8 protein-coding genes are annotated in these 13,450 nt (G+C 37.2%); 3 read left to right on the top strand and 5 right to left on the bottom strand.

Going from position 1 to position 13,450, the window contains the following annotated elements; translation table 11 throughout:
* Positions 1-275 precede the first annotated feature (275 nt).
* Both ABXH34_RS13860 and ABXH34_RS13865 read right to left on the bottom strand, forming a co-directional pair.
* The gene (locus ABXH34_RS13860; RefSeq protein WP_353572478.1) at positions 276-1,382 is read right to left on the bottom strand and encodes a response regulator; all 1,107 of its coding nucleotides are present in this window, start codon (positions 1,380-1,382) and stop codon (positions 276-278) included.
* Between the two features lie 2 nt (positions 1,383-1,384).
* Positions 1,385-2,608, bottom strand: a complete 1,224-nt coding sequence (locus ABXH34_RS13865) for a multifunctional CCA addition/repair protein (protein WP_353572479.1) — start codon at positions 2,606-2,608, stop codon at positions 1,385-1,387.
* Positions 2,609-2,871: 263 nt separating this feature from the next.
* Between ABXH34_RS13865 and ABXH34_RS13870 the strand changes: the two genes are divergently transcribed.
* Together ABXH34_RS13870 and ABXH34_RS13875 are read left to right on the top strand one after the other, a co-directional pair.
* Positions 2,872-5,802, top strand: coding sequence for an EAL domain-containing protein (locus ABXH34_RS13870; protein ID WP_353572480.1), 2,931 nt, complete (start codon positions 2,872-2,874; stop codon positions 5,800-5,802).
* A gap of 202 nt (positions 5,803-6,004) precedes the next feature.
* Positions 6,005-7,027 (top strand): cytochrome-c peroxidase, encoded by a 1,023-nt coding sequence (locus ABXH34_RS13875; protein WP_353572481.1) that lies wholly within the window; start codon positions 6,005-6,007, stop codon positions 7,025-7,027.
* A 108-nt stretch (positions 7,028-7,135) separates the two neighbouring features.
* On the opposite strand, the gene ABXH34_RS13880 is transcribed toward ABXH34_RS13875, so the two are convergent.
* From ABXH34_RS13880 to ABXH34_RS13890, 3 genes are read right to left on the bottom strand one after another with little or no spacing between them, the layout of a single operon-like run.
* Positions 7,136-7,612: a DUF494 family protein gene (locus ABXH34_RS13880; protein WP_353572482.1), complete on the bottom strand. Its 477-nt coding sequence runs from the start codon at positions 7,610-7,612 to the stop codon at positions 7,136-7,138.
* 11 nt (positions 7,613-7,623) lie between these two features.
* The gene (gene dprA / locus ABXH34_RS13885) at positions 7,624-8,763 is read right to left on the bottom strand and encodes a DNA-processing protein DprA (RefSeq protein WP_353572483.1); all 1,140 of its coding nucleotides are present in this window, start codon (positions 8,761-8,763) and stop codon (positions 7,624-7,626) included.
* The gene (locus ABXH34_RS13890; RefSeq protein WP_353572484.1) at positions 8,764-9,819 is read right to left on the bottom strand and encodes a hypothetical protein; all 1,056 of its coding nucleotides are present in this window, start codon (positions 9,817-9,819) and stop codon (positions 8,764-8,766) included.
* 944 nt (positions 9,820-10,763) lie between these two features.
* On the opposite strand from ABXH34_RS13890, the gene ABXH34_RS13895 reads away from it, so the two are divergent.
* The gene (locus ABXH34_RS13895) at positions 10,764-13,256 is read left to right on the top strand and encodes a carboxypeptidase regulatory-like domain-containing protein (RefSeq protein ID WP_353572485.1); all 2,493 of its coding nucleotides are present in this window, start codon (positions 10,764-10,766) and stop codon (positions 13,254-13,256) included.
* Positions 13,257-13,450: the final 194 nt, after the last annotated feature.

Here is a 13,450-nt window from a genome sequence, read left to right on the forward strand (position 1 = left end):
AGGATATATACTGCTATTAATGAACTAAAGAAATAAGTACACTTGATAAAATAGTAGAACATATTTCATACAACTGATGTGAAGTCGGCTAACTCATTATTAAATAAAGAGATAATTCTTTATAAAAGCTTGAAAATGAATTACAAAAAAACAACATAAACCATAACCACTGGAAATAGCTGTGTTTTATAAAAAATATCCACCAGGTTATTTCAAATAAATTATAGTTTAATTCTACATCAGCCAGATGCAACAACTATTTTATTTCAAAGAATTTAGATTTTTTTCTTAGGTAAGGTAAAATAAAAAGTTGAACCTTGTCCTAATTCCGTTTCTACTCCCACTTCACCACCTAATTTTTCAACTATTTGCTGTACAATTGATAAGCCTAAACCATGTCCTTCTGCTCGGTTTTCATGCAAACGTGTGAAAGGAGTAAATAATTTTTCTTTGGCTTGGGGCGATAATCCTTCTCCATTATCCTTCACCCAAAACCGAACATGGCCTTCAATTTCAGTCGCCCCTAGTTCTAGTTCTGGTGGTCGGCCACCATATTTTAGGCCATTACTCAAATAGTTTGCCCACACTTCTTCTACCCAAGGCGCATAAGTTTGCACCGTAGGCCAATTATCAGGCTTATGAACAATACCGTTATAATCTTTTAATAAATCAAGCAAACGATGTTGTACAACTTGCTCGACAACCTCACCCATTTCAACAGGATGAAAATCAACATTATCTTTAGAAGCTCGTGCTAATAACAATAAGGCATCAATAATACTAACCATCTTTTCCCCAGACAGCATAATCGTTTTTAATTGATTGATCATGTTTTGATTATCTGGATACTGCTCCTCACAATCAAAGGTTAATAAGTCTGCATAGCCAATCACAATATTTAGGGGACTTTTTAAATCATGGGCAGCCGTGCGGGCAAATGCTTCTAACTGCTGATTTTTAACTTGTAATTCGGCCGCCTGACGTGACATTTCTCTCTGTAATCGACATATTTGCAAATGGGTTTTTACACGGGCTAATACTTCTTCATGTTGAAACGGCTTGGTAATATAATCGGCTGCTCCTAAACCAAACCCTTTGACTTTATCCACGGTATCAGCCAATGCCGTCATGAAAATTACAGGAATATTTTTGGTATCTTCATCCTTTTTCAATGCTTCACAAGCATCAAAACCATTCATACCCGGCATCATCACATCCATTAAAATCAAATCGGGTGAAGCATATTTTGCTTTTTCAATCGCGCGTTTACCATCTTGAGCAACAAGCACTTTAAAATTTTCTTTGTTCAAGAATTCAAATAAAACACTAATATTTGCAGGTATATCATCTACAATCAACAAAGTATCTTTTTGATCAGTCATTTTTATTCGTCACCGTGATTGTGTAGTAAGTGTTTGATTGCATGGATTCGGCGCTGGTGCAATTGTTGTTTGATTTGGTTACCAATAAATCCTTCAGCAATAATATTTGCAACATTTACTTGATGAGCTATTTCAAAAATTTGACGAAATTGAGCAGCTTGTGGATAGGCTTGATGTCCCAGTCCTTTTCTACCTCGCGCATCAGCCTCACAAGCAAGTAAAAACTGTTCAAATCTATGCGGCCGCCGAAAAGCATCCATTACCTCAAGCACTTTTAAAGCAGTTTTGGCTGTCAGCTCGGTAATTTTATGACAATGGGTATGAAATTGCACAACAAATTTAGCTAAATCTTTATATTGTTTTGGAATTCGCAACCGATTACATACAGGCTTAAGTAAGTCTAAACCACGTTCCTCATGCCCAATATGACGTGGCAAAATATCACTGGGTGTGTTGCCTTTGCCCAAATCGTGTACTAATACGGCGAATATAACCTGTGTATCCGAGGTTAAATATCGTGCTTGTTGCAGACATAATAAAATATGTATCCCTGTATCCACTTCAGGGTGATAATCCGCCCGTTGTGGTACGCCAAATAGTTGTTCAACTTCTGGAAAAATAACACGTAATGCACCACATTTGCGCAATACTTCAATAAATCGCTGCGGATAGGTTTCACCTAAAGCCTGTTCGGTTTCCTGCCAAACTCGTTCAGCGACCAGTGCATTAACTTCGCCTTGTTTAACCATTTCTTGCATTAAAGCCAAGGTTTCAGGTGCAATGCTAAAATCATAACGGGCGGCAAATCGGGCAATCCGTAAAATCCGCACAGGGTCTTCACAAAAAGCAGGTGACACATGGCGTAATATCCGAGCTTCTAAATCTTGCTGGCCATTGAAAGGGTCTATGATATTACCTTGTTCATCTTCAGCCATCGCATTAATAGTCAAATCTCGACGTGATAAATCTTGCTCTAAACTGACATCAGGTTCTGCATACACGACAAAACCCGTATAACCTTTGCCTGTTTTGCGTTCGGTACGGGCTAAAGCATATTCTTGTTTTGTTTTTGGATGTAAAAAAACTGGGAAATCCTTACCAACTTGCATAAAACCCAAATTCAACATATTTTCTGTAGTTGTACCCACAACCACCCAGTCTATATCTTTTACAGCCCGATTTAACAAGCTATCGCGTACCGCTCCCCCAACTTTAAAAGCCTGCATACATAATCCTTTATTGTACTTATCTTAAAGTAAGACCTTTTGACTTAGCCAACAAATTTCAAGTCGTATTTGTTATTTAAAATAACATAATTTATCAAAACTGCCATTCAGCACCAATCTAGTTCTTTGGGTATGATAGTTCTGTATAAAGGCAAATCTTGCTGCTATGCTTTTTCAAGTAATGCTAATTTCTATATTATTACAATGGGTATAAAATAGATGGATTGCGATACAACCTAACGTTGTTTTAAGGACATTGTAAATTGCTGCTCTCTGAAAAAAAACAAATACTTACCTTTATCACTTTAAGCTTATGTGCAGTCATGGGCTATTATTGGCGTTTGCCCACTTTTTTTGAATCTGACTTTACTTTTAGCAGTGTTGCAATCTTAGTGGCCTTCTATTTATTCAACTTTGCTGGCGGGATTACGATTGCGCTCTTGACAGGTTTGCTGTATTTATCTGATGATCCCTTTTATGCTTTTATCATTATGCTCGAAGCCCTGATTATTGGCTTAAATTGGCGCAGGTTTGCCCATAATCTACTAATTATTGATACTTTATTTTGGATTGGGATTGGTTTACCAATTTTATGGTTACTGCATGTACAAACTCAGCCCAATGATATGATTCACATTTTACCAATTTTATTTATTCGTTTTCTCAATGGTGTTAACAATGCAGTAATTGCCAGTCTTATCATCACATTTATCCCTTTTTGGCATTGGTTTCCTAAATTGGAAACGGATTATTCCTCATTTCGCCATACCCTATTTAATCTTTTGATATTATTTGCTTTATTCCCTATTTTGATTGTGCTACAGATTCATAACTGGGGGATTCAAACATTTAATTGGGAACTCCAGCAATTACAATCGATTTATATTATCCAACTGGGCGTATTGTCGCTGATTTTTATTCTGAGCCTGAGCTTTGCTGCTATTGCCACACATAAATTAGCAAACCCTTTAATTCGTTTAAGTCGGTTCAATATTGATTTACCAGACAGTCTAATCCAACAAGCCAGTTTACCTAATAGCCATTTAAAGGAAATTCATCATATCTCTACTCATTTTCTGACATTATGCCGCGACATGATCCAGCATCGAGATAGTGAAAAAAAGCTATTACATTCACAAACCATGCTTAAAAGTATATTAGACAATATTCCCCAGTATATTTTTTGGAAAGATACCAATGGATATTATCTTGGTTGTAATAATAATTTTGCCCAACTAATTGGAATTAAAGATATTAATAAAATTATAGGCAAAAATGATGAAATGTTGATTGCCTATAATGCAGATGCCAATATTTTAAAGTTTTTAGCAAAGTGTTCATATACAACCTGCAATCCTTGTTATCACTGTATATCCCTTGTAGAACAGGATAATCAGACATTATGGTTTGATAGCAATACCGTGCCTTTACGAAATGCTAAAGATGAATATATTGGCTATTTAGGTACATTTGAGGATATTACTGAGCGTAAGCAAACTGAAGAAAAATTGAAACAAGCAGCTAAAGTACTGGAAAATAGTGCTGAAGCCATTTGTATTACCGATGAAGAATCCAGAATTATTGTTGTGAATCGTGCCTTTAGTCAAATTACAGGCTATGATGAAGGTGAAATTTTAGGTAAAACGACCAATATTCTTAAATCAGGCAAACATGACTCGACATTTTATAAAAATATGTGGACTTTGATCCAAGTAACAGGACGTTGGGAAGGTGAAATATGGAATCGGCGTAAAAATGGGGAAGTTTATCCTGAATGGCTGAATATCAGTGTGATTCGAGATGAAATGACTAAAGAAATCACCAATTATCTTGCCATATTTTCAGATATTACTCGCACCAAACAAAATGAACAGCGTCTGGCCTATTTAGCTCATTATGATGATTTAACAGGCTTGCCTAACCGTACGCTATTTTATGAACGAGTGGAACGGGCTTTGTTTTTAGCCAAAGAACATAATTATAAAATTGCCGTGGTATTTTTAGATTTAGATCATTTCAAATATGTTAATGATACTTGGGGTCATGCTGTCGGTGATTTATTATTGAAAGATGCCTCCAAGCGGATTGTACAGTGTGTGCGCAAAAATGACACAGTAGCACGTTTGGGTGGCGATGAGTTTACCGCCGTATTGGATCATATTGATAATTCTGAAACCGCAGCAACCGTAGGACAACGTATTTTAGATAGTCTGCGCCCTCCATTTCATCTTAACGGTCATGAAACCTTTATTTCTTCTAGTATCGGCATCAGTATTTATCCTAGTGATGGAAAAGATGTAGAAACTTTGTTAAAACATGCAGATATTGCGATGTATCGTGCTAAAGATCAAGGTAAAGACAACTATCAATTCTTTACTGCACAAATGAATGTAGAAGCGCAGCAACGCTTATTATTAGAAACAAAATTACGTCATGCTTTGGAGCGTAATGAACTGCGGTTGTACTATCAGCCACAAGTACATCTTGCCAGTGGACATATTATTGGTGCAGAGGTGTTAGTCCGTTGGCAACATCCTGACATGGGCTTATTGTCACCACAGCAATTTATTCCGCTTGCTGAAGAAACAGGACTCATCGTTTTAATTGGGGAATGGGTATTACATGCAGCTTGTGAACAACATAAAATCTGGCGTGATAATGGTTATCCGCATTTACGGTTGGCGGTGAATTTGTCCTCACGACAGTTTCGGGAAAATAATTTAGCAGAGAGAATCATCCAAATTTTGGAAGAAACCGAAATGGATGCCAGTTTATTAGAGTTGGAAATTACTGAAAGTGTTTTGATGAAGGATGCAGATAAAGCTGTAGAAACCTTAAATATTTTAAAAAAAATGGGTATCCAGTTGGCCATTGATGATTTTGGCACAGGTTACTCATCGCTTAACTATTTGAAGCGTTTCCCGATTGATAAGCTAAAAATCGATAAATCGTTTATCTGTGATATTCCAAAAAGTATAGATGACATGACCATTACTAAAGCGATTGTGGCATTAGCTCGCAGTTTACATTTAAAGGTGATTGCAGAAGGGGTAGAAACCAAAGCCCAGCTTGCCTTTTTAAAGTCCCTACGTTGCGATGAAGTACAAGGTTATTTAATCAGTCATCCGATACCTGTTAATCAGTTTGTGGAATTGTTAGATACACAAAGTATGATGCAGTTGAAACGCGCTTAATATCTATCTATTTAATAGAAACTGAGATGTGCCAGCATCTTAGCTTAATCTCTCCTGCTATTTTCTACGTTATTAAAATATTCCCCATCTTACTTTATATAATCCATTAATAAATTTTATTTAAAAGCTTTTCATATTACGGTATAAATTCAAGTAAAATAGCTCAGATTTGATTTTATTCATGTTAACTAAGAGCACTTTTATGAAACTTTCACATATCGCATTAGCCACGGGCATTGCTTTAAGTCCAATAACTTATGCTTGGGATGCGTTACCAGAATCAGCACCTGTTCCAGCCGATAACCCACAATCAGAAGCTAAAATATTATTAGGTCAAACCTTATTTCTTGATCCACGCTTATCTAGCACGGGCACAGTATCTTGTAATTCTTGTCACAATGTGATGGAAGGTGGTGATGACAACCGTCCAAATTCCATGGGTGTGGATGGACAAACAGGTGGTCGTAGTGCACCAACGGTTTGGAATGCCGCTTTTCTTTCAGCACAATTCTGGGATGGCCGTGCGGCAACCTTAGAAGACCAAGCCCGTGGCCCTGTAACCAATCCTATTGAAATGGGTATGAAAAACTGGGATGACACTGTTGCAGTGTTAAAACAAATTGAAGGTTACGCGCCTATGTTTGCAGCGGCGTTTGGTGAAGGCACTGAAATCACAGAAGATAATGCAGTGAAAGCAATTGCAGCTTATGAGCGTACTTTGATTACACCTAATTCTGCTTATGACAAATATGTGAAAGGCGATAAAACAGCCATGACTGAACAGCAAGTGCGTGGTATGGATACATTCAAAAATACGGGCTGTGTTGCTTGTCACTCTGGCGCAAACTTCTCTGGCCCTGAATTACCTGTTGGTCAAGGTTTCTTCATGAAATTCCCAACGATTCCAGGTAGCGAATATGATACAAAATATGATTTAGTTGCAGATACAGGTTTACATTCTGTCACGGCTAAAGATGCTGATAAAGGCATGTGGCGTGTACCAACATTGCGTAATGTAGCAGTAACTGCACCTTATGCGCATAATGGTGCTGTACCTACGTTAGATGAAATGGTGCGGGTTATGGCTAAAACTCAGTTGAACAAAGATTTATCTGATGATGAAGCGGCGGATATTGTTGCATTTTTAAATGCGTTAACAGGTGAATTTCCAGAACAAACAATGCCTCGTTTACCTTCAACTGCGGGTATGTCTGTTGTTAAATAAGCTTAATACGATCGACAATTGTTGATTTTATATAGCAGGATTGCCAATCTCTCAAAGACTGGCAGTCCTGACAATTGAAAAGCAATATAAGCCTGATCGTTATTCCATTTAGTGAACGGTGTGTGCTTCTTCGTTATATACCAAATCTTCCATCCAGACAAAAGCTTCTTCTTGCCCCGGTTGATTAAATAACACCATTAAAATGACCCATTTCAATTGATCTAAATTAAAGTCATCACTTCCCAACGCCATTGCACGATCAATCACTAACTCACGGCTAAAATTATCTAGCACATCCATCTGTTCTAAAAATAGTAAAAAGCCTCGGCATTCAACATCCAATTGTTCACATTCATAAGGTAAGTAAATCCGAATGGCTTTAGAGCTAGGAGAATCACTAGGTGATAAGAATTGCTGTTCTGCTAAACCTTCCAACCATTCAAATGCTTTACTGACTTCATAACTTGGAAAGCCAGATTCAATCAGTTCGACAGTTAATGTATCTTGGTCATGTTCAAAAGGCATGTCATCATCCACATAGTGCTCAAATAAAAACATCAATACATCAATAGTGTTTTCTTTCATGAGACTTCTCCTCAATTTCTGACATAGAGACCACCCACTTGGGATGATACTAAGCCTTGTAATTCTAAAATCAATAACATAGAAGAAATTTCCCCTACGTTTAATTGACTCACATCCACTAAATCATCAATTGATATAGGGGTTGCACCCATGCAGTCATATAAGGTTTTATACTGAGGGTCTAATTCATCTAGTTTATTATCATTCGTAGTCGTGGTTGGATCGGATGAATGAAATGCTTTATTGGCTACAGGAATTGGATTTATTCCAGCGATTGGAATATGAATTAATAGCTCTTCAATCACATCATTAGCCGATTCTACCAGTTTTGCACCTTCTTTGATTAGGGCATGACAGCCGCGTGCCAATTTATTATGGACTGAGCCGGGTACAGCAAATACGTCTCGCCCTTGCTCTGCTGCCAAACGTGCAGTAATTAATGAACCACTACGCACATTAGCTTCAATCACCAATGTACCTAATGTCATACCACTAATAATACGATTGCGGCGGGGAAAATTCTCTGGATGAGGGGGTGTTTTTAATGGAAATTCAGATAAGAGTAAGCCATGTTGGGCAATAGCATGTGCAAGTTGATAGTTTTGAGCTGGATACACACGATCTAAACCCGTTCCTGTTACGGCAATAGTTCTTCCATTCATGGCGACCGCTCCCCAATGTGCTGCTTCATCAATTCCTTTCGCCAAACCACTGGTGATAGTAAACCCAGCTTGGGCAATCTGATTTGAAAATTCTTTTGCTAATTCATAACCTTGTTGGCTTGGATTACGTGTGCCCACGATTGCAATTTGTGGCGTTTGCAATACATCTAATTGGCCATGTGCATATAAAATGGGTGGTGCGCCATGAACATCACGTAAATAGGCAGGATACTGAGGGTGCTCCAGCGTGAGTAAATGATTATCAGGCTGTTGTATCCACTCTAAATCTGTCTCGATTATTTCCCAATCTGGCTTTTGAAGATAATCAATGGTTTTATTCTTCAATCCTGCGCCAAGCCAATCCCTTTGTGTTGCTAAAAAGACAGATTCAGGATTACCAAAACGTTTTAATAATTGATTAAATGTGACCGAACCCACTAAAGGTGCTCGACTCAGTGCCAACCAATATTTTAAATTTTCAGTCGACATTTACGGGATAGTCACTTCATCCAATAAACTAATTGCCCGTACTGCTTTCATCACCAAGGCATAACTTACTTTTTCAAAAGCTTTAAATACCATCAATGTACCTGCTTTTTTACTGGGTAAGGCGATTAATTCATTGGTCACAGGGTCTTTAACTAAATTGCCACCTTTATTTGCGACTAATACATGGCCTCGTTCTAAACCATCATCAATACCTTTGTTTAAAACTACAATTTGATATTGTCCCGCTTGAGCTACGCCGTTGATGACCGCAATAATCCGAGCAGAGTCACCTTCCAAATAGTCTGGTTTTCGGGGCTTGAAGTCTTCACTCAGTTGGTCTGGGTTATCTAAAGGCACAAGCAAGTCACCATCATAAATTCCTTGGCTAAAGGATAAAACCCGCAACGTGGCTGGATCACCACTTTTTTCCATTTCAGCCACACCCAAGTAAATTGTCTCTTGAGCTAAAAACTCACCTGTATCAGGGTCGATAAATTGTTGACCTAAGCGTACAACAGCATAACGCTCTTGGGGATCATATTCATCTAAGCCACGGGCATAAATCACCGCATTGGTTGTTGCGAGCAATGTTCCATTCGCATTTGCAATAATATACCCTGCTTCGTCTAGTTCATCTGAGCTTAAAATTCTGGGTTGGGTTAAAAAGTGTTGGATAACACCCGTTGAAATCGTAGGAATTTCCCGTTGCTCTTGGATAATTCGCGTCATGGGAGAGAGCTTTACGGTGCGGCCACGTTTAATTTGCAGCGCATATTGACCTGAAGCAAGTTCTAACATCGACACCATGTCGCCAATCCGAATTTGAGGAACATTATCACCCCACATTTCACTCGCAAGCAGCGGATCGGTAACAAATTGTTCTAGCACTTTATACATTGTGTCATTCGGCACAACAATATAGCGTTCTGGATAATTGGGATTATGTTCAGCGTAGGGATTCAATAATAGAAATGTTGGCGCATCAGAAGCATAAACAGGCAGTAAATGTAATGAGCATAATATCATTAGGAGTAAAAAACGTAGAATTGTCTTCATCAGTGTTCAGCAACAAAGTAATTTCTTACTTTTATATCATAAATACAGGCAACAAGTAAGAGGGATTTTTAGGTTTTAATTTTACATTACCAAGCTATAAACAAATCACCAAGATTATTTGCCTTGCTTCAGTGTCATTTTTTCTCTCATTAATCTATTTTCAATTGATGTTGGATTACCAACAAACATGGATATTGAGAACATAACTAAGAAAATGATGGTATTTATTCCAAAGGTTTTAGATCATCCAATAAATCTATGTATTCTTATATTATTGATATATTAAAAAATAATTAATTTAAAGACTGTATAATTAATGAAGCTAAAAAGCTATAAGCCATTATATTCAAGCAAATAGGTCTTAGATTAAGTGTTATATTTTTATTATATTTCTACTTAATGATTATCTAACTTTCATCCTTTAGTATCTACCGTTTAGGTGCTAAAAGCTAGTTTATAAGCCCATCTCAGGCTAAATTCAAGGTATTATTAGCGTCATGAATTGACACCAATATTTGTCATTTTTTTGACTAAATAGGGATTTTTGTAATTTTGCAAAAAAAGATGATATTTTGACATGTTAAGCAATAGACACTGTTTTAAGTTTGTCAGCATGCTTATCATATTGAATTTATAAATCTTTAATTTATAGACTGTTACTAACCACAACAGGGCAGTCTAAAAAACTTGGTAGGGATATTTCGTAAAAACAAATAAACCAAAAATCTTTCAAGCACTTATTGAAGCTCCTGCCACTAGGTATACTTATTGCTTTCAAACAAAGAATAGTTCTAATTCATATAGATATGCTATCTATTCATGCTTGAATGGTCATAAGAAAAGCCATATTCAATCAAACATTAATTAGCTTATTTTATAGAACTTAAAGGTTTTTATAACTGGCTTTTGGTTTTTTACAGATTCACTTTTATAGTGAGGGTATTATGAACATGATACAAAGTTCACATCTTCATTTATCCTGTTTGGTACTTGTTAGCTTGCTATCTATTCAAGTACCCGCCTTTGCTTATTCTTATGGTAATCCCAGTGCAAAGGAACAGGAACATTTGGAGTATATTAACCGTGCACGCGCTTATCCTGATGCAGAAGCGCAAAGGACGGATATTTCTAGTATTAATGAAGGTGTATCTAGCAATGATACAATTTCAAGCACAGCTAAGCAGCCGCTGGTATTCAATAGCAAATTATTGACTGTAGCAGCAAGCCATGCTCAGGATATGTTAGATAAGGATTATTTTTCCCATACCACTCAAGGGACAAATAATAAGATTGGAGAGCGAGCCACTGCAATACTATATGATTGGTTTTATATTGGTGAAAATTTAGCGTATCGCACTACGTCTGATAGTTCTGATATTGCTTGGAACTTACATTCCGATTTATTTAATGATGAAGCGGTTGATGGGCGAGGACATCGGTTAAATATTCTCAGTACTAACTATAAAGAAATTGGTATAGGTTTACGTAGTAAGCAAATATCAAATACCAGCACGAAATGGATGATTGCGGCAGATTTTGGTAAAAGTTACGATAATTATCAATATGCGTTTATTCTTGGCGTTGCTTATGATGATAGCAATAATAATGATTTTTATACCGCAGGCGAAGGCCTATCAGGCGTAACAGTTACAATTACAGGGGCAAAATCAGCATCTACCACGACCAAAACGGCGGGTGGTTATGCTATTCCTGATCTACCTAGTGGCAATTACAGTATTGTGTACTCTCATGCTGATTATGGCAGCGTAACAAAAAGTTTTACTGTCACCAGCAATACGAATGTTAAAGTTGATGTCACCTTAGATGAATTCATAAGCTCTGATAACTCAGGCAGTGCTGATAATTCTAGCGACACTTCAGGCAATTCTGATAGCTCTGATAATTCTAGCGACACTTCAGGCAATTCTGATAGCTCTGATAATTCTAGCGATACTTCGGACAACTCTGATAGCTCTGATAGCTCTGATAATTCTAGCGACACTTCAGACAACTCTGATAGCTCTAATAATTCTAGCGATACTTCAGACAACTCTGATAGCTCTAATAATTCTAGCGATACTTCAGACAACTCTGATAGCTCTAGCGAGACTTCGGACAACTCTGATAGCTCTGATAATTCTAGCGACACTTCTAGTAGCACTAAAAAGAAAACATCATCGACCCTACCATCACAACCTCAATTTAGTTTATTGACGATATCATCGGGTAAGGCACATATTATCAGTCAACCCGCAGGTATTGATTGTGATAATGGCGAGGGGCAATGCAGCCATGTATTTAAATTAGGTACAGTTATCGAGTTATTTTTTGCAGAAGAATTGCCTGAATACTTATCTTTTGATGGTTGGAATGGAGACAATGATTGTAAAGATAATAAAGTTACGTTAACTACAACAATCAATTGTGCCGCTCGGATTTACGGTCGTGCAGGCTTTGATATTCCCGCAACAGACAATAATACAGCAGACAACGACAACGAGCTTAATAGTGATGCAACGACGGATTCTGAGACGGGCTCTGATGATGTTACAGGTACAAATACTGTCAGTAATAATTCTACTGATAATGATAGTGCAGACAATGATACAACGACTGATACAGATGATAATCAAACTGTTCAAGGCAATGCTCAACAATCCATAAACAGCACATCATCAGTTGCAAACGATACTAATAATCAAACAACAGATGATAGCTCTGCAAATACTCAAGCTCAGTATTATAACTTTACTCTTGCACCGTATACCCAATTGAACATTATTAATTCAAATAGTTATGGTGAAATTTTAGGGGCTGAGAATGACTTGATAACAGGCTTTGTATTAGTAGGTACAGGTCAGCGGAATATTATGCTACGTGCGCAATCACATACAATAAATATGACACCAAGTGCTTATTTATATCGTTTACAAATCCATGAAAATAAATGGGTTGGCAGAATTCTAGGGCAAACTCAAGGCCTGAAAGCGATTACTCAAACCTTAAGTGCTGGTGCATATACCGTTCAAACCAGTTCGAACCTACAAGGCTTTGGTCAGTTAGGGATTACAACTCAAAGTTTGAATGATAACCTGAAATTAACCAGTTTAAGTACTCGTGGCTTTATTCAATCTCAAATTTCACATCAATTTGTATTGCAAGGTGAAGGCTTTCAAAAAGTATTGATTACAGGTTTAGCATTACAAAAAGGAATTAATCCTGCTTTAGCATTGCTATCTGGTTCTGATAATATACAAATTGTGAGCAATGATGATTGGATTCAAAGTTGGCAAAAAGCAGATTTTGATTATCTAAACTTAACTCTTGGACAGCAGGAATCAGCTATTTTAGCTTATTTACATGCAGGGACTTACACCGTGGTGTTAACGTCTGAACAACAAGGCTTAGGTATTATCAATATTGAATTGTTGCCGTAATCATCTCATGGCTGATATGGAATAAAAACCGATTGGCCAATCATACATCAAGTCCACGTTTTACAGTGATATTGTGAAGCGTGGGCTTTTTTATTGTTAAAATATAGCTCAGAACATGACATAAACTAAGTTTATAATTCATAATAAAAACTAATTTCTGATAATTTCGGCAAGGGTTTGGAATGTTGATGTAG

It is taken from the genome of Candidatus Albibeggiatoa sp. nov. BB20 (assembly GCA_016744725.1).
GTDB lineage: Bacteria > Pseudomonadota > Gammaproteobacteria > Beggiatoales > Beggiatoaceae > Albibeggiatoa.